30 protein-coding genes are annotated in these 23,258 nt (G+C 41.4%); 20 read left to right on the forward strand and 10 right to left on the reverse strand.

Annotated elements, in window-relative coordinates; genetic code table 11:
* Nucleotides 1-30 precede the first annotated feature (30 nt).
* The 3 genes from recX to ACRYKC_RS07690 all read left to right on the forward strand — a co-directional run bounded on the left by recX (nt 31) and on the right by ACRYKC_RS07690 (nt 2,242).
* The gene (gene recX / locus ACRYKC_RS07680; RefSeq protein WP_433806150.1) at nt 31-855 is read left to right on the forward strand and encodes a recombination regulator RecX; all 825 of its coding nucleotides are present in this window, start codon (nt 31-33) and stop codon (nt 853-855) included.
* Nucleotides 856-1,004: 149 nt separating this feature from the next.
* A complete protein-coding gene (locus tag ACRYKC_RS07685) occupies nt 1,005-1,175 on the forward strand; it encodes a hypothetical protein (protein ID WP_433806151.1) in 171 nt (56 codons plus the stop codon).
* A 305-nt stretch (nt 1,176-1,480) separates the two neighbouring features.
* Nucleotides 1,481-2,242, forward strand: a complete 762-nt coding sequence (locus tag ACRYKC_RS07690) for an NUDIX hydrolase (RefSeq protein WP_433806152.1) — start codon at nt 1,481-1,483, stop codon at nt 2,240-2,242.
* A gap of 40 nt (nt 2,243-2,282) precedes the next feature.
* Here ACRYKC_RS07690 and ACRYKC_RS07695 read toward each other — a convergent pair whose 3' ends face one another.
* Nucleotides 2,283-3,074 carry an HAD family hydrolase gene (locus ACRYKC_RS07695; RefSeq protein WP_433806153.1) on the reverse strand — a complete coding sequence of 264 codons (792 nt, stop codon included), beginning with the start codon at nt 3,072-3,074 and terminating at the stop codon, nt 2,283-2,285.
* 202 nt (nt 3,075-3,276) lie between these two features.
* Between ACRYKC_RS07695 and glcT the strand changes: the two genes are divergently transcribed.
* The 4 genes from glcT to ACRYKC_RS07715 all read left to right on the forward strand — a co-directional run bounded on the left by glcT (nt 3,277) and on the right by ACRYKC_RS07715 (nt 7,058).
* Nucleotides 3,277-4,119 (forward strand): glucose PTS transporter transcription antiterminator GlcT, encoded by an 843-nt coding sequence (gene glcT / locus ACRYKC_RS07700; RefSeq protein ID WP_433806154.1) that lies wholly within the window; start codon nt 3,277-3,279, stop codon nt 4,117-4,119.
* Between the two features lie 253 nt (nt 4,120-4,372).
* Nucleotides 4,373-6,409, forward strand: a complete 2,037-nt coding sequence (gene ptsG / locus ACRYKC_RS07705; RefSeq protein ID WP_433806155.1) for a glucose-specific PTS transporter subunit IIBC — start codon at nt 4,373-4,375, stop codon at nt 6,407-6,409.
* A 16-nt stretch (nt 6,410-6,425) separates the two neighbouring features.
* Nucleotides 6,426-6,692: a phosphocarrier protein HPr gene (locus ACRYKC_RS07710; protein WP_085030728.1), complete on the forward strand. Its 267-nt coding sequence runs from the start codon at nt 6,426-6,428 to the stop codon at nt 6,690-6,692.
* 162 nt (nt 6,693-6,854) lie between these two features.
* Nucleotides 6,855-7,058, forward strand: coding sequence for a hypothetical protein (locus tag ACRYKC_RS07715; RefSeq protein WP_433806156.1), 204 nt, complete (start codon nt 6,855-6,857; stop codon nt 7,056-7,058).
* Between the two features lie 51 nt (nt 7,059-7,109).
* Here ACRYKC_RS07715 and ACRYKC_RS07720 read toward each other — a convergent pair whose 3' ends face one another.
* Nucleotides 7,110-7,769: an SDR family NAD(P)-dependent oxidoreductase gene (locus tag ACRYKC_RS07720; RefSeq protein WP_433806157.1), complete on the reverse strand. Its 660-nt coding sequence runs from the start codon at nt 7,767-7,769 to the stop codon at nt 7,110-7,112.
* A gap of 112 nt (nt 7,770-7,881) precedes the next feature.
* Between ACRYKC_RS07720 and ACRYKC_RS07725 the strand changes: the two genes are divergently transcribed.
* Nucleotides 7,882-8,220: a YfhH family protein gene (locus tag ACRYKC_RS07725; protein WP_433806158.1), complete on the forward strand. Its 339-nt coding sequence runs from the start codon at nt 7,882-7,884 to the stop codon at nt 8,218-8,220.
* Nucleotides 8,221-8,252: 32 nt separating this feature from the next.
* Here the strand turns inward: ACRYKC_RS07725 and ACRYKC_RS07730 are convergent, their stop codons facing one another.
* Nucleotides 8,253-8,399, reverse strand: coding sequence for a YpzG family protein (locus tag ACRYKC_RS07730; RefSeq protein ID WP_156112634.1), 147 nt, complete (start codon nt 8,397-8,399; stop codon nt 8,253-8,255).
* Nucleotides 8,389-8,565, reverse strand: a complete 177-nt coding sequence (sspK, locus tag ACRYKC_RS07735; RefSeq protein WP_433806159.1) for a small acid-soluble spore protein K — start codon at nt 8,563-8,565, stop codon at nt 8,389-8,391. The genes ACRYKC_RS07730 and sspK overlap by 11 nt, the downstream gene beginning before the upstream one ends.
* Nucleotides 8,566-8,676: 111 nt before the next feature.
* Between sspK and ACRYKC_RS07740 the strand changes: the two genes are divergently transcribed.
* Nucleotides 8,677-8,943, forward strand: a complete 267-nt coding sequence (locus ACRYKC_RS07740; RefSeq protein ID WP_433806189.1) for a YfhJ family protein — start codon at nt 8,677-8,679, stop codon at nt 8,941-8,943.
* A gap of 51 nt (nt 8,944-8,994) precedes the next feature.
* Here the strand turns inward: ACRYKC_RS07740 and ACRYKC_RS07745 are convergent, their stop codons facing one another.
* Complete coding sequence (locus ACRYKC_RS07745) at nt 8,995-10,002, reverse strand: metal-dependent hydrolase (protein ID WP_433806160.1); 1,008 nt, start codon at nt 10,000-10,002, stop codon at nt 8,995-8,997.
* 59 nt (nt 10,003-10,061) lie between these two features.
* Here ACRYKC_RS07745 and mutY point away from each other — a divergent pair, with 59 nt between their 5' ends.
* Complete coding sequence (mutY, locus tag ACRYKC_RS07750) at nt 10,062-11,150, forward strand: A/G-specific adenine glycosylase (RefSeq protein ID WP_433806161.1); 1,089 nt, start codon at nt 10,062-10,064, stop codon at nt 11,148-11,150.
* Here the strand turns inward: mutY and ACRYKC_RS07755 are convergent.
* Complete coding sequence (locus ACRYKC_RS07755) at nt 11,140-11,364, reverse strand: cytosolic protein (protein ID WP_085030719.1); 225 nt, start codon at nt 11,362-11,364, stop codon at nt 11,140-11,142. The two genes, mutY and ACRYKC_RS07755, sit on opposite strands and share 11 nt — an antisense overlap.
* A 128-nt stretch (nt 11,365-11,492) precedes the next feature.
* Between ACRYKC_RS07755 and ACRYKC_RS07760 the strand changes: the two genes are divergently transcribed.
* The 4 genes from ACRYKC_RS07760 (at nt 11,493) to ACRYKC_RS07775 (ending at nt 14,499) form a co-directional block, all read left to right on the forward strand.
* Nucleotides 11,493-11,642: a hypothetical protein gene (locus ACRYKC_RS07760; protein ID WP_433806190.1), complete on the forward strand. Its 150-nt coding sequence runs from the start codon at nt 11,493-11,495 to the stop codon at nt 11,640-11,642.
* 111 nt (nt 11,643-11,753) lie between these two features.
* Nucleotides 11,754-11,936: a gamma-type small acid-soluble spore protein gene (locus ACRYKC_RS07765; protein WP_433806162.1), complete on the forward strand. Its 183-nt coding sequence runs from the start codon at nt 11,754-11,756 to the stop codon at nt 11,934-11,936.
* Nucleotides 11,937-12,126: 190 nt separating this feature from the next.
* Nucleotides 12,127-12,654 (forward strand): nucleoside tri-diphosphate phosphatase, encoded by a 528-nt coding sequence (ntdP, locus tag ACRYKC_RS07770; RefSeq protein ID WP_433806163.1) that lies wholly within the window; start codon nt 12,127-12,129, stop codon nt 12,652-12,654.
* A gap of 75 nt (nt 12,655-12,729) precedes the next feature.
* Nucleotides 12,730-14,499, forward strand: a complete 1,770-nt coding sequence (locus ACRYKC_RS07775) for an ABC transporter ATP-binding protein (protein ID WP_433806164.1) — start codon at nt 12,730-12,732, stop codon at nt 14,497-14,499.
* Between the two features lie 37 nt (nt 14,500-14,536).
* Here the strand turns inward: ACRYKC_RS07775 and ACRYKC_RS07780 are convergent, their stop codons facing one another.
* From ACRYKC_RS07780 to ACRYKC_RS07790, 3 genes are all read right to left on the reverse strand, one after another.
* Nucleotides 14,537-15,604: an FUSC family protein gene (locus ACRYKC_RS07780; protein WP_433806165.1), complete on the reverse strand. Its 1,068-nt coding sequence runs from the start codon at nt 15,602-15,604 to the stop codon at nt 14,537-14,539.
* A 797-nt stretch (nt 15,605-16,401) separates the two neighbouring features.
* Nucleotides 16,402-17,697: a glutamate-1-semialdehyde 2,1-aminomutase gene (locus tag ACRYKC_RS07785; protein WP_433806166.1), complete on the reverse strand. Its 1,296-nt coding sequence runs from the start codon at nt 17,695-17,697 to the stop codon at nt 16,402-16,404.
* 215 nt (nt 17,698-17,912) lie between these two features.
* Nucleotides 17,913-17,999, reverse strand: a complete 87-nt coding sequence (locus ACRYKC_RS07790; RefSeq protein WP_079478425.1) for a YjcZ family sporulation protein — start codon at nt 17,997-17,999, stop codon at nt 17,913-17,915.
* A gap of 228 nt (nt 18,000-18,227) precedes the next feature.
* On the opposite strand from ACRYKC_RS07790, the gene ACRYKC_RS07795 reads away from it, so the two are divergent.
* The 5 genes from ACRYKC_RS07795 (at nt 18,228) to perR (ending at nt 21,416) form a co-directional block, all read left to right on the forward strand.
* Entirely contained in the window at nt 18,228-18,635 is a 408-nt protein-coding gene (locus ACRYKC_RS07795; protein WP_433806167.1) for an ion channel, read from the forward strand.
* 69 nt (nt 18,636-18,704) lie between these two features.
* Nucleotides 18,705-19,175 (forward strand): thioredoxin-dependent thiol peroxidase, encoded by a 471-nt coding sequence (bcp, locus tag ACRYKC_RS07800; protein ID WP_433806168.1) that lies wholly within the window; start codon nt 18,705-18,707, stop codon nt 19,173-19,175.
* Between the two features lie 152 nt (nt 19,176-19,327).
* Nucleotides 19,328-20,284, forward strand: a complete 957-nt coding sequence (locus ACRYKC_RS07805; RefSeq protein ID WP_433806169.1) for a D-2-hydroxyacid dehydrogenase — start codon at nt 19,328-19,330, stop codon at nt 20,282-20,284.
* A gap of 1 nt (nt 20,285) precedes the next feature.
* A complete protein-coding gene (locus ACRYKC_RS07810) occupies nt 20,286-20,843 on the forward strand; it encodes a cob(I)yrinic acid a,c-diamide adenosyltransferase (RefSeq protein ID WP_433806170.1) in 558 nt (185 codons plus the stop codon).
* A 129-nt stretch (nt 20,844-20,972) separates the two neighbouring features.
* On the forward strand, nt 20,973-21,416 hold the full coding sequence (gene perR, locus ACRYKC_RS07815) for a peroxide-responsive transcriptional repressor PerR (RefSeq protein WP_433806171.1): 444 nt from the start codon (nt 20,973-20,975) through the stop codon (nt 21,414-21,416).
* Nucleotides 21,417-21,490: 74 nt separating this feature from the next.
* Here the strand turns inward: perR and ACRYKC_RS07820 are convergent, their stop codons facing one another.
* Nucleotides 21,491-21,868, reverse strand: coding sequence for a YgzB family protein (locus ACRYKC_RS07820; RefSeq protein WP_433806172.1), 378 nt, complete (start codon nt 21,866-21,868; stop codon nt 21,491-21,493).
* Between the two features lie 132 nt (nt 21,869-22,000).
* On the opposite strand from ACRYKC_RS07820, the gene ACRYKC_RS07825 reads away from it, so the two are divergent.
* Nucleotides 22,001-22,876 (forward strand): nucleotidyltransferase-like protein, encoded by an 876-nt coding sequence (locus ACRYKC_RS07825; protein WP_433806173.1) that lies wholly within the window; start codon nt 22,001-22,003, stop codon nt 22,874-22,876.
* Nucleotides 22,877-23,258: the final 382 nt, after the last annotated feature.

Genomic DNA, 23,258 nt, shown 5'->3' on the forward strand with positions numbered 1-23,258 from the left:
GAACATACATGCTACAATATAAGAAAAGAGGTGGTACTTTTGGCTAAGCTTACGAAGATTACAACGCAAAAAAAGAATAAAGGCCGATACAATATTTTTCTTGATTATGGCCAGGGTGAAGCCTATGGATTCAGTGTTGATGAAGATATCCTTGTAAAGTATCGGCTTCAAAAGAATATGGAGCTTGATGAAGCAACTATTGAAGCCATGAAGCAAACCGACGAGATACATAAATTCTATACCCTTGCCATTAACTATTTAAGCTACCGGATGCGTTCAGAAAAAGAAATCCGAGATTACTTGAATGATAAGGAAGCTGATCCGGAGCATATCAATGAGATTGTCGCCAGGTTAAAAAAAGAGAAACTTTTAGATGATCAGGAGTTTGCTAATTCCTTAGTCCGAACGAGAATCATGACGTCAAGTAAAGGACCATTGCTCCTGAAAAAAGAACTGATCGAAAAAGGTGTCAACAAGTCGCAAGCAGAGGTAGCGCTGGAGTATTTTACTTTTGATAAACAGTACGAAAAGGCAATGAAATTTGCAGAGAAAAAAATGAAGAATGACGGAAAGAAGTCGTTCCGTCAGCAAATCCAGAACGTACAGCAAACGCTTATGCAAAAAGGATATCAGGGGGAAGTTGTTCAAGAGGTACTTGCCAATCTGCCTGAGGAAGAAAATGAAGAAAGTGAGTGGCAGGCTGCTGTTCTTCAAGGAGAAAAGATCCTGAGAAAATATCAGCAAAAAGCGGAAGGATATGAATTAAAGCAAAAAGTAAAATCCGCTATGTACCGAAAAGGCTTCACCTTCGATGTGATCGATCGTTTTTTAGAAGAGTACTGCGACGAGCAATGAATTTACACCATCAATATATACTATTGCCCAGTTCTAAAAAATCATATTTCATTCTAGCTTTCTTTTTAGGGCTTGAATTGAGGATGGATTGTTTCCGTTACCGATGCGACTAAATAGGTGAGAGGGGAAATCGCCCGCTTTCTGCGGGGATGACTGCAAGCCTCCTCGGTTTGCCAACCCATCCATTCCCGCCAACCCATCTACTCTTTGAGGAGCGGACCCGTTTTAATACCGGTATTAGAATTCAGTATTTGACGATGCTTAAAATCAAACGAGAGTATAGTAAGTACACTGCAAATTGCAGTAATCAAACCAATTAAAAGGTTTTTCAGAGTACTTCAATATGAACATACAGTTTAGAGCTCATTCATTTCCACCTTTAAGGCGTTTCCGTTGTCCATATAGTTGTAAGGAGGTCCGGGAAATGGGGAGACTCCTGTGGGATGAGCATGACAGGTGAGACCCCGGAGAGCGATTAGCTCGAGGAGGCTCAGCGTATGCCCACGGAAAGCGAACCATTTCCCGGACCTCCTACTGCTATCCAAGGTAACGGAAACATTCAGGTCACTGCTATTTTTTAAAATAAAGTTGTAAAAGAACTGATTTTTATAACGGAGGAGAAGTGATGATTTATTTAAGACAGACTTTTCAATTGCACCCTGATCAATATAAGAGATGTACACAATTTTTCAATGACTACACACTTCCTCTTCATAGAGAGAACGGGGCAAGATTGACAGGAAGGTATGTAACTAAAGCAAGAGATGAGATTACAACCGTATGGGAATATAACTCGTACGAACACTATAAAACTGTGAACGAAAAAATCAAGCAGTCAGAGCTTTTTAAAGAAGCTGAAAAGAGAAGGAAAGAACTTGAGCCTTTCTATTTAAACAAGCAAGAAGAGTTTATGGAAGCAACAGGGAATTATCAATTTCCAAAGCATATTGTTTCCGTATCCGCCTACATAACAAACAATGTCGGTGAAGTTTTGCTAGTAAAAAACGAGCACCGCAATGATACATATGAAATGCCTGGCGGACGGATGGAGATAGGAGAGACCCTTGAAGAAGCCGTTCGCCGAGAGGTTTTTGAAGAAACAGGCATTACAGCCGATATCACAGGGATCACAGGTGTTTATCAAAATGTGACCAGGGGGATTGTGTGTATTGTCTTTAAAGGAGTGTATCGATCAGGTGATCTAAGAACGCAGCCTGGAGAAACACAGGAAGTCCTTTTCAAGGGTTTAAATGAGGGTGAACTCGATAAACTCGTCACAAAAGAACATTTCAAAATCAGGATCACCGACGCTCGAGACCGAGAAGGAGTGGCTGTAGAAAGTTATTATGTCCGTCCTTATGAAGTGGTGCACCGGATTGAATCCTAAAAACAAAAGCTGCTGACCTGAAGGGCCGGCAGCTTTCTATTTAAAGTAAACTTTTCTTTTCTAAATCTTCAATGGCTTCATGGACGTGGTCAACTGTTGTGTTTGCTTTATCAAGCACTTCATGGTGAGCTGTTGACATCACATAGCTGTGTGGCGTTAGTTCAAACATCGCTACGTCATTGAACGAATCTCCTACACAAGCCACTTCATGTGGTTCGATTCCCAGTTTCTCGATAAGGGAACGGATTCCATTTCCTTTATTGATTGCCTTTGGCATAATATCTACACATGATTCATGAGAAATGAAGCAATCAATCTCTTTTCCAAAAGATTGGTCAATTCGATTGAACGCGTCAATCACATCTTGCTCTTGTCCGTGTAACGTAATTTTAGAAGGGGAAAGGTTAGTGCCAAACCGTTCAGTCATATTCGGGTCGATTTGAATCTCATGAAAAAGTTGTTCAGAAATAATATCGATCCATTTATTGTGTTCTTTCGTGTACGTTTCATTTGCGGTGGAAACCGTTTTAATCATCGGTTCCTGATCTATCGATGTCATAACTTTTTTGGCTAATTCGCCGTCAAAAGTTTTGGAATAAATGTGCTCACTGTCCTGATCAAACACAAAAGCACCGTTTTGACTGACGCGGTGGCCATTTACACCAACACGCTTCAATACTTCTTTAATCTCATGATCCATACGTCCAGATGCGACTGTAAGTGGAATACCACGGTCCACAAGTCTTTTCAGCGCATCCACATCTTCGTTTTTTATAAAATGGTCCATTCCAAGCAGTGTCCCGTCAAGGTCACTGATAAATAGTTTAATCATGGATGGGCTCCTTTCTGTCCTCATCTAGTAGACTTTTCACACTTAAAAGATTGTACACGACGTAAGCGCTTTTAGACAAAAGAGAAGTTTTTTATATGACAAATGCTTGTAAAAATCTTTTATGAATTATACGATAGAAGTTATGATGAGCGGACTGAAAACGGTTTATAAGTAGAGAGACAAATTCATGTGGGGGACCAATATGAGACAGCAAGTAAAAATAAAAAAAGTTTTGAATAACAATGTCGTCATTGCTGAGCACCCTTCCTATGAAGAAGTGGTGTTAATTGGCAAGGGTATCGGTTTTAATCGAAAGGCTGAAGATGATATTTCTTTTGATAAGGCAGATAAAACTTTTTTACTAAGTAATGAAAAAGAGAAAGAGCAATACGTCAACCTTCTGCCATATGTAGATGAAAGACTGATTGATTTCATGAACGATGTTCTAGTTCACATCGAGACACGGATGGGGCAGGAATTGAATCAGCATATCCATGTGGCATTGACCGACCACTTGGCTTTCGCGATTAACCGGGCCAAGAAAAATATGCAGTTCTCTAATCCATTCTTGCTGGAAATCGAGTCTCTCTATCCGAAAGAATACCAAATTGCCATGGAAGTCGTGACTATGATCTACGACGAAATGGGCATCCAATTCCCAGAAGGTGAAGTAGGCTTTATCGCGCTTCACATTCATAGTGCCGTTACGGATAAAACTTTAAGAGAGATCAACCGGCATAATCAGTTGATATCAAGACTAGTGTCTATCGTAGAAGATACGATGGACGTTACCATTGATAAAAACAGTGTGGATTACCATAGACTCGTTCAACATTTACACCGTGCCATTGACAGAGTGTATCAATCGGAAAGCCTCGGTGATGAAATAAAACTCGCAAATATGTTGAAACAAGAATATCCTGTGTGCTATAATTTAGCATGGAAGTTGATAAAAGTGATGCAAAAACAGTTGAATAAGCCAGTAGATGAATCTGAAGTTATCTACTTAACGATTCATTTACAGCGACTAACCCATAAATCTTAACCAGTACGTGTTACTGATACGATCAGGCATGAGTATTGGAAGATTAAACGGTTATCTTAAGGGAGAAGTGTACCTTTCGATAACTGATTGATCTTCTATACTCATGCCTTTTTTAATGCATTTATTCTTTAGTCCGGCGTCCTTCAAGGGCGCTTCCATTTACCAGTAAAATGAAACCGTTTTATTTTTCTGAAAATTGGTTAGGATTTCGGGCTGCTGTTCTTTGTACACAACAAAAAAGGAGGAAACACAAATGTTCAAAAATGCTTTTGGTACTTTGCAAAAAGTCGGTAAAGCGCTAATGACTCCGGTCGCTCTTCTACCTGCAGCAGGTATTTTGCTGGCGTTCGGTACAAGTTTTGCGCAGGACAATTTTGTAGATAAAGTACCTTTCTTCGGAACACCATGGGTGCAAACATTGCTTGAAGTAATGGCTGAAGCCGGTGGTATTGTATTTGCTAACTTGCCGTTACTATTTGCGGTGGGGGTAGCTATTGGACTTGCGAAAGGTGACGGTGTAGCAGGACTTGCAGCCATCATCGGTTACTTAATCATGAACGTCGTAATGGGAGTACTTGGTAATGTCACTCCTGAGATGACTTCTGACCCGGCTTACGCTGAAGTACTCGGTATTCCGACCTTGCAGACCGGTGTATTCGGAGGTATCATCGTCGGTATATTAGCGGCGTCACTGTACAATCGGTACTTTAATATTGAATTGCCTCAGTTCTTAGGATTCTTTGCTGGTAAACGTTTCGTGCCTATCATCACAGCCTTCACATCCCTGTTTTTGGGTATCATCATGCTGTGGGTATGGCCGTTTGCTCAAAACGGATTAAATGCTCTTTCTCATTTGATGCTTGAAGGGAACCAGACGATTTCAGCGTTCTTCTTCGGTGTAATCGAACGTTCCTTAATTCCATTTGGTCTGCACCATATTTTCTATTCTCCGTTCTGGTTTGAGTTTGGCTCATACACGAACGCAGCAGGAGAAATTGTACGTGGTGACCAAACGATTTTCTTCGAACAGTTGAAAGACGGTGTAGAATTCACTGCCGGTACATTTATGGTTGGTAAGTTCCCGTTCATGATGTTCGGACTTCCAGCTGCTGCACTAGCGATTTATCATACGGCAAAACCTGAACGTAAGAAAGTTGTCGGCGGAATCATGCTATCTGCTGCCCTGACTTCTTTCTTAACTGGTATTACTGAGCCAATCGAATTCTCATTCCTATTCGTAGCTCCAGTACTATTCGGTATTCACGCTGTTTTTGCAGGTTTCTCCTTCATGATTATGGAGATCTTAGGTGTTAAAATCGGACAAACCTTCTCTGGTGGTCTAATTGACTTCATTCTGTTCGGTGTACTTCCTAACCGTACAGACTGGTGGTGGGTCATCATCGTAGGTCTATGTTTCTCCGTTATTTACTACTTTGGTTTCCGTTGGGCAATCCTTAAGTTCAACTTGGCTACACCAGGTCGTGAAGACGAAGCAGAAGACGCAGATGACGACGGAGAAGTCGGCGATCTACCATTTGAAATCTTAGAGGCAATGGGTGGTAAAGAGAACATCAGCCATCTTGACGCTTGTATTACACGTCTTCGTGTTTCTGTTAATGACAAAGAAAATGTTAATAAGAACCGTCTGAAAAAACTTGGGGCTTCTGGAGTTATGGAAGTCGGAAACAACATTCAGGCGATTTTCGGTCCAGTATCTGATACTCTTCGCGGTCAAATGCAAGACATCATGGATGGAAAAACACCACGCTCTCGTGATGATGTAGCAGAGATTAAGAATGATACGAAAGCCGCTGAAGCTCCTGTAACAAAAGGTGAATTGAAGTTTGTCAGCCCGATCAAAGGTAAAGTACTGCCAATCACAGAAGTTCCTGACCAAGTGTTTTCTGGAAAAATGATGGGCGATGGCTTTGCAATTGAGCCGGAAGATGGTAAGATAGTTTCGCCGGTAAACGGTAAAGTGTTAAATGTTTTCCCTACGAAGCATGCAATTGGTCTTGAAGCCGAAAATGGAATGGAAATTCTAATCCATATCGGTATTGATACCGTAGGCTTGAAAGGGGAAGGATTTACGGCTATGATTTCTGAAGGGGACGAAGTGAAACAAGGACAAGCGTTAATGGAAGTAGATCTAGACTACGTCAAAGAAAATGCTCCATCCATCGTAACTCCGATTGTATTTACAAACCTTGAAGAAGGGCAGTCTGTAAACGTTAAAGCTTCTGGTAAAGTGAATCACAACGACCCAGATATAATTGAAATTACAAAATAAAAGGAGAGTAATCAATATGGCAGAACAAACAATGAAAATCACTGCAGCTGACGGCGTACACGCTCGTCCAGCAACAGCACTAGTACAAGTAGCAGGAAAATTCCAATCTGAGGTTAACCTTGAATATAACGGGAAATCCGTAAACATGAAGTCCATTATGGGCGTTATGTCTCTAGGGATCCCTAGCGGTGCAGAAGTTAAGTTCACTGCTGAAGGTTCTGACGAAGAAGAAGCAGTAGAAGCAGTTGTAGCAAAAGCAAAAGAAGAAAACCTTGGTGAGTAATTCACTTAAGAAAAAGCCGGCCTTCGTGGCCGGCTTTTTTTGTGGACTAGTTGTGTTTGATTAATAGTGTGAGGTACATCCAAGACCAGGGGGGCCTGCCACTCTAAAAATGAAACCCAGCCTCTGTGTCATTCGTATTCCATTGTTAGGAGGTATTTGTTTATGGACTGGATCCCTTATGTAGTCGTGCCTATAGTGATTGGGGCAATGATCCTTGTGAAAACAAAAGATGTCAAAGATAAAAAGAAGAATCCTCCCCGGAAATGGGAAGGAGAGCCGGCGTCAGCGAATGAAAAACGGTGGCATGATGCTGAGAAAGAAGCGGCTCGCCGTGCAATATCCGGAGGAGGGTCTGGAGATGCTTAAACCCGTATCAGGTACACGAGAAGAGCAGAGCAGTACCTCAACGCTAGAAAATCATTTATCGATAAAAATTTCTTCTCTACCATCATCTTCGTTAAAAATTTGTGCAGCTACAACCTCTGGACCTTTTAACTTCTCAGGGTTTGAGACATGATCCGTTTCACTCCAAAATGGCGTGTTCATTCCACCCATGTAGACGGCTGTAGCAGCGACTTTCTCGTCTTCCCATTCTTTATGAAGGCTTGCAGTAAAACCTTTAACAGCGAACTTACTGGCACAATAGACGCTTTCATTTTTCTTTCCCCGCAGACCGGCTGTAGAAATGATGTTCAATACTCGGCCTTGTGTTTCTTTCAACTTAGGAAAAGCTTTCTGAGTAGTAAGAACCGTTCCTTTTACATTTGTATTCAACATTGCATCGATGTTTTCAGTTGTATAGCTTGAGAGCTCTCCAAATATTCCTAAGCCTGCATTGTTGATCAAAACGTCTAGCGAATCGATTTGTCGGAGAGCTTCTTCTACAGAAGCTGGTTCTGTAACATCACAAACAATGACTTCTGCTTGGCCACCTTTGGCTTTGATTTCATCCTGAACGACTAGGAGGTTTTCTTCCGTTCGGCCTGATAAGTAAATCGTGTATCCATTCTCTGCGTATTGGTGAGCAAGCGCACGACCTAGCCCCGTACCTGCTCCTGTAATCCATACATTGCTCATATGATTGATCCGCTCCTTTTGTAATCTAGTTGGTTACCATATTCATTGTGCAAAAACCCTGATAAAATGTAAAGAAAGGTACAATTCTTATTACATTTGCAGGAGGAACCTAATGGAACGTCGTTATAGTGATTATACGTATGAAGAATTAAGGCAGGAAGTAGCTGAACTTAAAGAGAAAGCCATAAAAGCAGAACAAATGGGAATGGTCAATGAGTATGCGGTCCATGAAAGAAAAATCATCATGGCTAAATCTTATATGATGAACCCGGAAGAATTTTCCGCCGGTGAGACCTATCAAATTGAGGGGGACCCTGCCCACACGTTTTATATTGAGTATATGAATGGTGTATTTGCATGGGGATACCGTCAAAACGATCAGGAGGAAAAAGTAACTGAAGAAACAGAAGAAGCTCTTCCCATCTCCATGTTAGGACAAAAAGTAAAATAGCTGTGCGCGAAAGAATCGCGCACAGCTCATCATTAATAATGGTTCTTTTTGGCTTGAACCTCGGTGATTTTGTCCGCTTGGGTCGGCTCTGTTTCACCGTTAACCCTTTTACTTAAATGCTTCGCACCACGGCGAGCTTTAAAAGGGTTAGCCCTGTTGTTAAAGCTTTTATTTCCCACGGTGATACCTCCCAACCTGGTTGATATCGCGTTCGCGGGACTTGGCAGCTTTTTCTTGAGGTTTACTATTGATCGTCCCATTTGGCCTTAAGGCTAAATACTCGCTTTGATCAGCGGGTGCATGGGACATCTTTATATTAGGGAAATTCTTTGCTTTGTTACGCATGGAAAACCCTCCTCACGTCTCTTTTGGGGAGACAAGATTAGTTTGTGTCACTAGTGAGAAAGTATGTGATACAATGCGTATGTAATGATTGGCAGACATGAGGTGACAGCAATGGATGAAATTTTTGAACGGTTAGCTGAACGTTTATATGATAAGAGCGGGAGGCTTACAATTGATGAAGCAAGAACCTGGGTCGAGCTTCTTTGGGAAGATTTTGAGTCAACAAGGGCGAAGGCCGGTTACGATTATAAAGGGAAGCAAATGACAGAGCAGATTGTTTCTCAATGGATTGAGCATTATGGTCCGAAATTACACGAGTACGTAGCCACAAATCCGAAGTTTAAAGAAATGCTTAAGCGAAAAGGCTATGAACATTAAATGAATAAGCCGTGTTGCTACGTGGCAGCACGGCTTGTTATTTGTAGTAGGTTAACTTTTTGATTCAGTCATGGGGCTGAGCTTATTTTGAAGCTTTTCCTCTGTAAACACCCAGCCTGTATAGGAGTTTAGAATTTCTAAATTTTCTTCTCCATGTTCATCATCAATTTGAGCGATAGCTACAAAAGGATAACGTCCTTGAGAACGGTAGCGCAAATCAATAAACCGGACCTCGGTGTATTCATCATGATAGCTCATCTCATAGCGATACACAGGAGAAAAGGATAAAAAAGCTTTTATATTATGATCGGTCAGCGCTTTTTTAACGACAGGATCTCGATAATCGATCGGTTTATTGACGAACTCATCGAGAATAGTAATGTGCCCGTTCTCAGCGCGGCCTACGTAATAATTTGTAGGAGTCGTGATCGCGATTTTCCAAATGTTTTGCTGAATCGTAGGAGAAGTTGCGATTTGTTCCACATCATCGAAATACTCATGAATTAAGCGAACTAGTTCTCGCTTATCGAAATACCTTTTGACGTAGTATAAGGCGATTACAAAATAGATCAAGAGCCACATCAAGCCAGGCGAAGCTCCAAGGTTCCAGGCGACGATACCTGCAATATGGAGTGCGAAAATGTATGGGTCGAACGTATTGATAAATCCGTAAGCAACCCAGCGGTGGGAGAACGGCCGGTACGCCTGGGTCCCATACGCATTAAAAATATCAACAAACACATGTAAGATGACGGCTAAAAATGTCCATAACCAAAGGTGCAAAAAACTGACCTCTGGAGAGAATAAGTAAATGAGGCTTGGGATGCTGATTCCCCAAAGTGCCACGGCAGGTACAGAATGAGTGATTCCCCTGTGGTGGCGTATATAGACAGCGTTGTTTCTTAATTTAAGTACGGTGTCACAGTCAGGTGCTTGAGAGCCGACGATGGTACCGATTAATACAGCATTGAACAACGCAGGATCTGCTTGAACAGCAGGATCCAGTGTGGCGAGTCCGCCAAGCGCAACTCCCATAACAACGTGTGTGCCAGTATCCATATTCTTTCCTCCTTTGGCCAGACCGTACAATAGTAGTTTATCATGAAGGATGATTTTGCATGAGAAAAAAAGATCAAGTTGAACATATTTTACAAGGTTTTAACCCCTCGTTGTTCAGAGAGCGTCTGATTGATTGGTTTAAAAAGGAACAACGGATTTTACCATGGAGAGAAAATCAGGATCCTTATCGGGTCTGGGTATCAGAAATTATGCTCCAACAGACGAGAGTTGATACCGTCATTCCTTATTTTAATAACTTTCTAAGTAAGTTTCCTACCTTAGAGGCATTGGCTGAAGCAGACGAACAAGAGGTGCTGAAAGCATGGGAGGGCTTAGGATACTATTCCCGAGCTCGAAATCTGCAAAACGCGGTACGCGAAGTTGTGGAGGAATACGGGGGGGTTGTGCCGGACGATCCAACAGAATTAGGAAAATTAAAAGGTGTCGGGCCTTATACAAAAGGAGCCATTATCAGTATTGCTTATGACACGGCCGAACCTGCTGTAGATGGAAATGTTATGCGTGTCCTATCTAGGATTCTTCACGTGGAAGAAGATATTGCCAAACAGAGTACGAGAAAGTTGTTTGAAGAGCTAGTCCGCGAACTGATCTCTAAGGAAGATCCATCGTCCTTTAATCAAGGATTGATGGAGCTGGGCGCACTGATTTGTACACCGAAGACCCCGTCTTGTATGCTTTGTCCTATCCAAGAGCAGTGCCTGGCATTTGAAAAAGGAATTGAAACTGAGCTGCCTATAAAATCATCAAAAAAGAAACAGAAGAAGATTCCTTATATGCTCCTTCTTATTCAAAATGAAGAGGGGGAAGTGTTAGTCGAACAAAGGCCCTCCGAAGGCTTACTTGCTTCGTTGTGGCAATTTCCGATGGTGCCCTTATCGGATTTAGACCAGGAAGCCGTTAAACATTGGTTTTACGGAGAATATGGTCTTCACATTGAGCTTAAGGATTCTGTTGATCAAATAAAGCATGTCTTTTCACATCTTATTTGGGAAATGGAAGTCGTCAAAGCAGAAGTGACGGGCGGTGAACTCGACAGAGAACGCTGCCGCTTCGTCAATTTAAATGAAATGAACGACTTGCCATTTCCGGTTTCACACCAAAAAGCACATAAATATATTAGTCAATAACAGGATGAGTGCCGTGGGTCCAAGTAGCTTCTTTCTCTTCTAAGCCTCCACGGCGCTTAATTTCGTTATTGATTTCTCTTAACATGGTAACGCCCTCTGCATTCAAGTAAGGAGCTGTCTGGGATAATGCATAGTGGAAATATCCGAGCTCTTTGTCTTGCCATGTTTGTTTAGACTCCATCGTCAGTTGTGACAAATCTCTTCCTACATACATAAAGATCCCTCCTCAGTTATTATTTTTTGTTTTTCTGACAATCCCATACCCGTTAATTAAAGGAATCCCATAGCATTCATTTGTAACAAAAATGGAATATATTCCAATTGTTCATTATAATGTGCCGTATGTACAGGAAACAAACTGTTCATTACAGCGGTTCATCAAGCGGTGTTACCATCAGTTCAATGAGCAGCAGTTACTGGAGTAAACGTTATATCGGAACAAAACGCTATGATTTAAACTGGAATGAAAGGCACTCCTATTACAAGTTATAGGAGTGCCTTTTTTGGTTGCTCTAAGAAAAAGAAAATGGAAAAATTTTTGTTTGAAATTTGGAATGAAATGATATGAACCTGTACACAATAATTTTTGCGGAGGTGATAATCATGGCTAAGCAACCGAAACAAAACAAAACAGCTGCTGGTACTGACAAACAACACGTGAAACAACAAAACCAACAAGCTGCTCAACAAGGTCAGCAAAACCAATACGGTGCTGAATTTGCATCTCAAACTGATGCTCAGCAAGTCCGTCAGCAAAACCAACAATCTCAGGCTAAGAAAAAGTAACCTGAATTGATGGTGTGGCTTGTCCAGGCTGTTTATATTAGCCTGTATCAATCCCCCGAATGAGAGAAGCCGTCCTATGTGGGCGGCTTCTTTTTATACATAGACCAATCTTAATTGTTTTTCTTTCCTTCCAAATGTCGTTATAATAGACAGAAGGCATGAAACGGAAATATAGGGAAGGGGGGAGACCATGCCCGGCCCGGAAGCAGGAAAAGCCATCGAAATTCAAAGCTATAAACATAATGGAAAATTGCATCGCGTGTGGGATAGCACGACAGTACTCAAAGGCACACGCCACGTTATCATTGGGGCAAATGATCGGACCATCGTTACAGAAAGTGATGGGCGGAGATGGGTGACCCGTGAACCAGCGATTTGTTATTTTCATTCCAGGCATTGGTTCAATATTATTGGAATGTTAAGAAATGACGGAGTATATTACTATTGTAATATTAGTTCGCCGTTCATATATGAAGATGAATCCATTAAATATATCGATTATGACCTTGATGTGAAAGTTTATCCTGACATGACCTACAAGTTGTTAGATGAAGATGAATATGAAATTCATAAACGAAAAATGAATTATCCGCATGTGCTTGATCGTATTCTATATAATAATATCGATACGCTGGTTCGGTGGGTACGTCAGCGAAAAGGACCCTTTTCGCCTGAATTCATCGACCAATGGTATGAACGCTATTTAACGTACAGATAAAAAACCTTGAGGCTGCGCACTTTATATTTAAGTGCGCTTACTTCTTGTTCTTAAGTAGAAAGAAGGTGTTTTGAATTGGACAGTATCAAACGGTATTTACGCTTTGTACAACCGTACAAAGGTAAAATCATTATTACCGTTCTAATAGGTGTGCTGAAGTTTTCTATTCCATTGCTGATGCCGTTAATCATTAAATATGTGATTGATGATATTATCAATGCAGACATGGCTCAGTCGGAAAAATTTGATCAGCTTCTCCTTATAATGGGTGGGGCATTCGTAGTATTTTTGATTCTAAGACCGCCAATTGAATACGCGAGACAATATTTAGCCCAATGGATAGGCAGCCATATTTTATATGATATTCGTGAAAAATTATTCGATCATATCCAACGTTTGAGTTTGCGATTTTATTCAAAATCAAAAACAGGGGAAATCATTTCCCGCGTTATTCATGATGTTGAACAGACAAAGACTTTCGTCATTACAGGGCTGATGAACATATGGCTTGATATGATTACAATCGTAATTGCTATTATAATTATGCTGACGATGGACCCGTGGCTCACTCTTGTCTCAATTGCTTTGTTCCCGTTTTACGGTTTTGCTGTAAAATTCTTTTACGCAAGATTACGTAGATTAACAAGAGATCGCTCTCAGGCACTTGCTCAAGTGCAAGGACACCTCCACGAGCGCGTTCAAGGGGTACCTGTTATTAGAAGTTTTGCCCTTGAGGATCATGAACAAAAACAATTTGACGTGCAAAATAAGAACTTTTTAGATAAAGCTATTACCCATACGAATTGGAATGCTTACACGTATTCCGTCACGAACACGATCACGGACCTGGCACCTTTACTTGTAATCACATTTGCAGGCTATCAAGTAATCACAGGTTCTCTAACAGTAGGTACGATGGTGGCTTTTGTCGGCTACATGGATCGTGTGTATAATCCGCTTCGCAGGCTGGTAAACTCAGCTACGGTCCTCACCCAGTCGATCGCATCCATGGACAGGGTATTTGAATTCGTTGATGAAGAATACGATATCGTGGACAAACCAGGTGCTAAGAAAATGACAAATGTCCATGGTGACGTCTCCATTGAAAATGTGTCCTTTAAATACGACGATGATGAACCACTCGTTCTGAATAATGTCAGCTTGGATATAAAAAAAGGAGAAACGATTGCATTTGTTGGTATGAGTGGTGGAGGAAAATCCACATTGATCAGTTTGATCCCGCGTTTCTATGATGTGACAAGCGGTCGCATTCTGATCGACGGTACCGATATCCGCGATTTTGAAGCACGGACGGTCCGAGATAATATCGGTATGGTCTTACAGGACAACATTTTGTTCAGTGAATCGATTGCGATGAATATCAAAATGGGAAATCCGGACGCTACGGATGAAGAAATGATTGAAGCAGCAAAAGCCGCTAACGCTCATGACTTTATCATGAACTTACCGAATGGATATAACACACTCGTAGGTGAGCGCGGCGTCAAGCTTTCTGGTGGACAGAAACAGCGTGTTGCGATTGCGCGTGTCTTTTTGAAAAACCCGCCATTACTCGTTCTGGATGAAGCGACATCTGCGCTAGACCTTGAAAGTGAAAGCTTAATTCAGGGAGCCCTTGAGCGCCTTGCTTCAAACCGGACGACATTCATCGTAGCGCATAGACTATCAACCATTACGCATGCCGACCGAATTGTTTTAATTGAAAACGGTGAGATTGTTGAGGTTGGTCCACATGATGAGTTGATGGAACGCAGAGGCAATTATTATGACTTGTATCAAGTGCAGCAATTAGATGATAAGAGTAAAGAATATATGGAAACGTAAAAGAAGCGGCTGTTGTCTTAGCAACAGCCGCTTTTTTCTATTTATCGGTGGTTTGGATGTAATCATTCTGGTGGTGATTCTGGTAACTTTTTAATAATCGCTTCAATTTTTCTAACTGATAGTGGTACTCCATTAGCTGAGAAGCTAATGGCAAGAAAACGAGCTTATCAGGGTTGTTGCTTTCTTCGTACACATGCATCAAACGTTCTACTAACAGAGGGATATCCGGCTCTTCAATTTTACGGAGCGATTGTTTGTGTGTATTTTTAATTCTCCCTTTTAGACTTAGGACCAATTTTTCATGGGCATTGATCAATTTATCCAGTTCATTGACGAGGGCTTCCTGGAAATCCTCAGGGATCTGTTCAATTTTACTATCCAAGCGATAAAAAGCTTTCAATACATCAAACGACTTTTTCGTTGTCGTAATCAATTGTCTGAAAAGAACCATCTTACGCCCTTTGGAAAATCGTGAGCCTTTCAAGTACGTCCTTTCTTCTGAGTAGAGCAAGTATGTGTGATCCACCCAGCGCATATCATCCTGCAAGCGAGTGATTTCGTATTTTAAAGCAGGTTCATCCGAAAGCTGTCTAGTCGTAACGCGAAGCCACTGAAGGATATCAGTAGTCGCTAAATCTATTTTCTTAAATAGCCGCGTTTCATATCGGGGAGGAAGAAACACCAGATTGACGATAAAGGCAGCCAAAATACCCAAAATCATGGAAGTGAAACGAGAAAAAGCGAAATACATAAACGTCTGATCGGTAGAGTCCATCAGAGCAATAACGGCAACGACAGCAAGGGCTATCGTATTTTCGTTCATCTTCATTCTGGTGGTCAGCCCAATGACGATAATAATCGCAAATCCGACGACAAACGGATCGTTGCCTAACGTAAACACAGCAACAACGGCTATAATGGCCCCAATAAAGTTTCCTTGTAATTGTTCAATAATGGATTGATAAGACCGGTAAATAGACGGCTGAATGGAAAAGACGACGGCAATCGCTGCTAACAATGGTGAAATGAATCCAAACAAGTTCCCTATATATAGCGCGATTCCGACAGCTAATCCAGTCTTCATCATACGTGCGCCGAGTTTCATAACAAACATCATCCTTCTACTTTTAAGCTCAATGAAAATAGTATAACGCATCAATTGCCTCTATCGTATCAGGCTTGTGGCAAAATTGGTAACTTATTGCTATAGAGAGCAAAAAAAATAGACCTATGCGCCATTCGCATAAGCCTTGAAGGGGATCCAGTGAGACTGAATCCTATGAAAAGGGAAAGAAATGAAACAAAGATCATAATTCGTGGGAATTTTCAGAATTATGTGTATATAATAGCATCCAATTGGAATTTTATCAATGCTATTTGGCGAAAAAATCAATAAAAATTTTGATTGGATTATCTGAAGCGAGCAATAAAACATAGCTCTTTATAACACAATAACCTTCTTAAACCTGACACTTAAAATTAATATAATGGATTTGTTTCCGTTACTTAGTACCAGGATAGGCGATCGATGAAATCGCTCGTTTTTCCGCGGGGATGACGACAAGCCTCCTCGGTTTGCCAACCTGTGGGGTCATGCCTGCCAAACCATTCCCGCAGGAGTCTCCCGAACCCCTTCCGTAAAGTGGACTAAACGGAAACGCCCGCTGGAGAAGGAGTTAGGCTATACCCCAAAGCTAACGAGTAAGCTTGCCAGTTCCCTCGCAGGGAAGCGAGTATTTACCACCCCTCTCTACACTTTTAAGGGTACGAACCCCAGGTTATCTTGCCATCAAGTTTTTAAGAATACTGAACTAAATTGAATGATCACGAACCATAAAACTACCATAGAAACTTTTATGAACTAAAAAACACCCCAGGAATATGCCTGGGGTGAAAGGGGGATTATTCATTTGCCATTGTACGGAAAGCTTTTTCTACTGCTTCGAGCGTCTCATCAATATCCTGGTCTGTATGAGCGGTAGTCAGGAACCACGCTTCATATTTAGAAGGAGCAAGGTTAACCCCTTCTGCAAGCATCAATTTAAAGAATCTTGCAAACTGCTCACCATTCGTGTTTTCTGCTTGCTCATAATTTTCAACTTTCTCATCCGTAAAGTAAACGGTAAGCGCCCCTTTTAGACGATTAATTTGAATTTGGATCCCATGGGTGTGGGCGTGTTCAAGAATTCCTTCTTCCAGACGCTGTCCAAGACGGTCCATTTCTTCATATACGCCTTCTTCCTGCAGGACTTCCAGACAAGCAATTCCAGCAGACATGGATGCTGGGTTACCCGCCATCGTTCCGGCCTGATAAGCTGGTCCGAGTGGTGCTACCTGTTCCATGATATCTGCTCGACCGCCGTAAGCACCAATCGGCAGACCGCCCCCGATAATTTTGCCCATAGCTGTCATATCTGGTTCGATGTTCAATAACTGCTGAGCACTGCCGTATGTAAATCGGAATGCTGTAATGACCTCATCATAAATAACAAGAGCTCCTGCTTCATGCGTAAGATGGTTTACTTCCTCTAAGAAACCTGGCTTCGGTTCAACAATCCCGAAGTTCCCTACGATAGGTTCTACAAGTACCCCGGCAATTTCGTCACCGAATTTCTCCAGAGCCTGTTTAAAAGGTTCAATGTCGTTAAACGGTACTGTGATCACATCTTGAGCAATAGATGCAGGTACACCAGCAGAGTCCGGTGTGCCGAGCGTAGAAGGTCCGGAGCCTGCAGCGACAAGAACTAGATCTGAATGCCCATGATAACAGCCGGCAAACTTAATGATTTTATTTCTTCCGGTGTAAGCACGTGCCACTCGGATCGTTGTCATAACAGCTTCTGTTCCGGAGTTGACGAACCGCACTTTATCTAGAGAAGGAATCGCGTCTTTCAGCATTTTTGCAAAGCGGTTCTCAAGTACGGTCGGTGTTCCATAAAGGACGCCATTTTGGGCTGCTTTAGTGATGGCCTCCGTAATATGAGGATGGGCATGTCCAGTAATAATCGGACCGTATGCTCCAAGATAATCAATGTAGAGGTTGCCATCGACATCGTAAAAATGTGATCCTTCTGCGCGTTCCATATAAACAGGGGTGCCGCCGCCTACGCCTTTATAAGCGCGGGAAGGGGAGTTGACACCACCCACTATGTGATCGGTTGCTTCTTTATATAATTGTTCTGATTTAGTGAAGTTCAAGCTGATTACCTCCTTGTACAATAGTTCCTTAATCATTGTAGCATGCTTGTCTATTTACTTATGAATGTAAAACCCTTCTCGGCTTGAGAAGGGTTTTCGTTCGTTGTTCCTGTATCCTAGAATACTTAACGTTCACCGTTCATCTTCATGAGGAAAAAGCACCTCTGAGCTCATTACCTAAAGGTAAAGCGGTGCATCAGCTGTGAGTGTTTATTTTAGTATACAAAAGCTGCACCAACGATGATTAGAAGGATGAAAAGAACAACGATTAGCGCAAAGCCTCCGCCATATCCGTAACCCATTCACAATTCCCCCTTTCCAATGTTTACTGTATCTTATGCGGGAACCATTGAAGTGGGATGTGCATTCGCCCGTTTTTAACATGCGTTAGGAAAAACAACTACCTCAGGTCATCCAGATTCTGGATGACCTGAGGGTCCATAACCTGGAAAATGGGTATATTCTCTAGAAATTCTTCATATGTAGGGAGTAGGACAACCCTGTTTTGTTTGTGAAGGGAGCTTGCCTTTATGTTCACTATATTTATTACTAGTTTATGTCTCATCGTTATTGCGGCCAGCCTAAGGCAAATTTTTAATTCGCTGGAACATGAACATAAGATCTTTTCTTTCCAGGTGTTTTTATCCATTCTTTTGTTATATATGATCATCATGACTGGATTTGGAATGATTTATCTTTGCTTCATCACGCAAGGTATTCCCGTATACATGGATAGTTCCCATACGCAGCCCCTCCCGTGGTTGGAAGAGATGGGGAGGAGTATGTATTTTAGCGGAATGACGCTGTTTACGGTCGGGTATGGAGATATGATCCCGATTGGAGCTGGGAGGTGGATCGTCATTTTAGAGGCGATGGTAGGATATTCTCTTCCGGCCGCTTTAGTGATTAAAGTATGGCAAAATGTTCATCACGGGTAACGTAGATATTGGATGTTTTAGGTTAGATAAGGTACCCTAATGGTAGAAACTTTTTTAGGAGGCTCATATATGACAGTCGAAAAAGGCAAACAAGCACCACAATTCACACTACCTGCAAATAACGGGGAAACGGTATCCTTATCTGACTATAAGGGGAAAAACGTTGTTCTTTATTTCTATCCGAAAGATATGACTCCTGGCTGCACGACAGAAGCTTGTGATTTCCGCGATCATCACGAAAGCTTTGCAGATTTGGATGCAGTTATCTTGGGAGTTAGCCCTGACCCGGTTGAATCTCATAAAAAGTTCATCGACAAACATGATCTGCCTTTCTTACTGCTAGCGGATGAAGATCATGAAGTAGCCGAAGAGTATGGGGTTTGGAAGCTTAAGAAAAACTTTGGCAAAGAGTACTATGGCATTGAGCGCTCAACCTTCATTATTGATAAAGAAGGTAACATTGCTGAAGAATATCGAAAAGTAAAAGTGAAAGGTCACGTAGAAACTGCACTTGAATACATCAGAGAGAACCTTCAATAAAACGAAAACAAACCATGGCCCTAAAAGGCTATGGTTTTTTCTATGCTTAGAATGTCTTCTAAGAAGAAATAAGGTGGGGGGATCTTTCGTTATTTTTGTATCTATTCCTTAAAACAATTACTATAGAAGAAAGAACAGGGAGGAGGGATTCGATGAAAGTCGTTTCAGCAATCAAACGCGTGCCGGAATCGATTAAGAATCATTTCGAGCAGCAATTTAATCAAGTCGAGTTCGTATTTTGTCATGGCATTAAAGAAGCTGAGCCATATTTAAGCGAGGCTGATATATTTGTTACATATGGAGAGGACTTGAATCCAGAACGTATAGAAAAAGCTCGTCAACTAAAATGGATCATGGTGTTGTCAGCAGGTATGGATAAAATGCCTTTTCGTGAGATTCATAAAAGGAACATTCTCGTCACAAACGTAAGAGGTATTCATGCTCAGCCGATGGCAGAATATGCGATTTCGATGCTTTTGCAAGTATCAAGGAAAGCAAAGACATTAATTGAACAAGAAAAGAAACACGTTTGGAATCGTCGTCCTGTTATGAATGAAGTCAGCGGGAAAACAATGGTGATTCTGGGTACTGGAGCAATATCTCAGGAAACCGCCCGACTTGCTCAGGCGTTTCGAATGAAGACCATAGGGGTATCAAGGTCAGGAGAGAACAAAGCTCACTTTGATGAAACATACAGAGTAGACCAACTGAACCACGTACTACCCCGAGCCGATTTTATCGTTGCCGCACTTCCAAGTACAAAAGAAACGCAATACTTATTGAAGAGCGAACATTTCCGAGCGATGCCAGAGCATGCTGTCTTTTTAAATATGGGACGAGGCGACTTGGTTTCAACGGATGTAATTATGGAAGCTGTACGAGATAGGTATATCGAACACGCTGTATTGGATGTATTTGAAGAGGAACCTTTGCCTGAAGATCATCCATTATGGAATGAGGAACACGTCACGGTCACTCCTCATATTTCAGGAATCTCTCCATTTTATATGCCAAGAGCATTTGATCGATTCGAAGAAAATTTGCACATATACTTAGAAGGTAAAGAAGAAGAACTGCATAATAAAATTGATCCGAAACGGGGGTATTAATGTGCGTATCTATACTAGATCTGGTGATAAAGGAAAAACTTCATTGATATACGGTGACCGCGTGGCAAAAAATGATATCCGGGTGGAGGCATACGGAACGTGCGATGAAGCAAACTCAGCTATCGGTCTTGCGTTAAGTCATCTAACGCGGGAAGACTGGACCGATAAAGATCATTTCCTTGCCGTTATGCAAAAGATCCAAACCATCCTGTTTCATGTTGGAGCGGAGCTTGCGACACCTAAAGGGAAAGACGTCCAGTGGCGTTTGAAAAAAGAGCACATCGAAGATTTAGAAAAGAACATCGATCAGCTTGATCAGGAGCTTGCGCCTTTGAAGAACTTCATCTTACCTTCAGGACATGAAGCATCAGCCGGCTTGCACCTGGCCCGCACAGTAGTAAGAAGGGCAGAGAGAACAGCTGTTGCTTTAGAAGATGAGCTAGATAACCCATTAGTTGTTTCTTATCTGAATCGTCTATCTGATTTTCTATTTGTAGCGGCCAGGTACGTGAATAAGCATGTTGGTGGAAAAGAAACAATCCTTGATCCGGATGTGTAAGCTGCATAATCCTATGTAAGTAGGTCAGCCTTATTATTGACAACATATTTACTATAGGGTTACACTAATTATAAGGATTCTAATTTAATAATATTATAAATCAAGAATCAGTTTATGAAAGCGAGGTGCATGACTGTGTCTGATCATCGACTCCAAGAAGCCATTGACACGTTAAAAGGTTCAGGTGTACGAATCACACCACAGCGTCATGCGGTGCTTGAATACCTGCTGAATTCTATGACTCACCCAACAGCTGATGAGATTTACAAAGCATTAGAAAGTAAATTTCCAAACATGAGTGTCGCAACGGTATACAACAATCTCCGTGTATTCCGTGAAATCGGTCTAGTCCGAGAACTCACCTATGGAGATTCATCAAGCCGCTTTGATTGCAACACGACAGACCACTATCACATTATTTGTGAATCATGCGGTAAAATTGTTGACTTTCACTACCCTAGTCTCAACGAAGTTGAATCATTAGCTGAACAGGTGACTGGATTTAACGTAAGTCATCATCGCATGGAAGTCTATGGAACGTGCTCAAAATGTCAATCAGAAAATACTCACTAAACTGAAAGCATCTCGCTTTCAGTTTTTTTATATGTAAAAAGGTCCGCCAATATTGACGGACCCTTTTGTTATCATTAAGATTGCTCCTGCGGTTTTTTCTTTTTATACCGTTTCGAATTGTACTTTTCATCGAATTCTTTACCCTCGAGAGTCTTGTCCAACGTGAGCGGCTGGTTGCAGTGCATACACGCATCTACGCGTCCGAGCATCTTCGTCGGTTTCTCGCATGAAGGGCAGACAATTTGAATCGTCCTGGTGGAAAGCATGCCGATCCAAAAGTAGACAACGGTACTCAGCCCGACAAAACCCATTCCCAGAATCATAAATAGGGCCATCAGCCAAGTCGTTTCTTTGAATATCAGTCCGATATACATAACGCCGATGCCGCCAAATATTAACCAGAAAGCAAAGGAACGAATTTTGTTGATCTTGCTGCTGTATTTTAAAGCCACTTCGTGTCCCTCCTTAGTATCTACAAGGTAGTATAGCATATTTTGCCTGCACGAATATATTTTGAAAAAAGGAATTTTAAAAAAAGTATCGAATAAAACTAGAGAACTGAAATAGAATGTGGGGGACCTAGTATGGAAGATGTATTACGCCCGATTTATCAAGAAAGGGCAAGTCAAAGCAATACATTAGGTATTTTAATATTAGAAAAGAATAAACCCATCAGCCCGGTGACGGATAATTTTGATGTGATTCTATTTATCATTGTCCGCGATCCTGAAGAGACCTGGTACGTGAAACATTACGAATTCGATAACAAATCAGCAGCCATGCACATCGTAGATGAGGATTTATTACAACATTGGATTGATACAAGTTCTTACCGCCGAGCGGTGGAATGGGTCATCAATGGTTCCGTCATCTATGAACGGAATGATTATGTAACGGAGCTGAAAGAACATTTGCGTGAATTCCCGCAGGAAAATCGCGATTTGAAAAAAGTAATTGAATTCGCAAAGCTGATCCGCAGCTATAGTGAATCGAAGAACCTATATGATTCGGAACAATACTTGGATTCTTTCAGTCAAATGGTACGTTCTCTTCATTACTTGGCGCGTCTTTCGATTATCGAAAAAGGATTTCATCCAGAAGTGACTGTGTGGAATCAGGTGAAAAGAATTGAACCAGAAATCTATAAGCTCTATCAAGAATTGATCGAAAGTGGAGAACCAACAGATAAACGGATTCAGTTGATGATCATAGCTGTTGAGCATTCAATCAGCAAACGATCGCGTACAAGTGCGCGCCATTTACTTCAGTTAATGAGTGAGCGAGAAGAACCGTGGTCTTTTGGAGAGTTGAAAGTACACCCGGAGATTCAGGAGTATATATTAGATCTTTCTTCTATGATTGAGTATCTTGTCGACAATCAGATTATAGAAGTCGTTCTTCAAGAAACAAAAGGACCGAATATATTCCATAGAACATACAAACCGAAAGTAACCATATAACTTCCTTTATCCCTTTTTCTTGGTTAGTTAAGAGAAAGGGTTTTTTTATAAAAAAGTTATTGACGTTATATTGAGGATCATGCTATATTATTACTTGTCGCTTCACAGGAGCGGCGAGCGAAACAGCTCACAAAACAATGCTGAAAAGTTGTTGACAGCAACGCTCAGCCGTGTTAAATTATATTTTGTCGCTTCAAAGAAAGTGGCTTTTACAAAAACAGCTTACAAAACTTCATGCGAAAAAAAGTTATTGACATATAACAATTTCACATGATATATTAGAAAGCGTCGCTTCAATAAAGAGGTGGCAAAGCCAATAACGGCTTACAAAAAATCATGAAAAAGTTGTTGACTTAAACAACCGGACATGATACAATGATTG

This window comes from Halobacillus sp. A1-3 (assembly GCF_050971765.1).
In the GTDB taxonomy this organism is placed as follows: domain Bacteria; phylum Bacillota; class Bacilli; order Bacillales; family Halobacillaceae; genus Halobacillus; species Halobacillus mangrovi_B.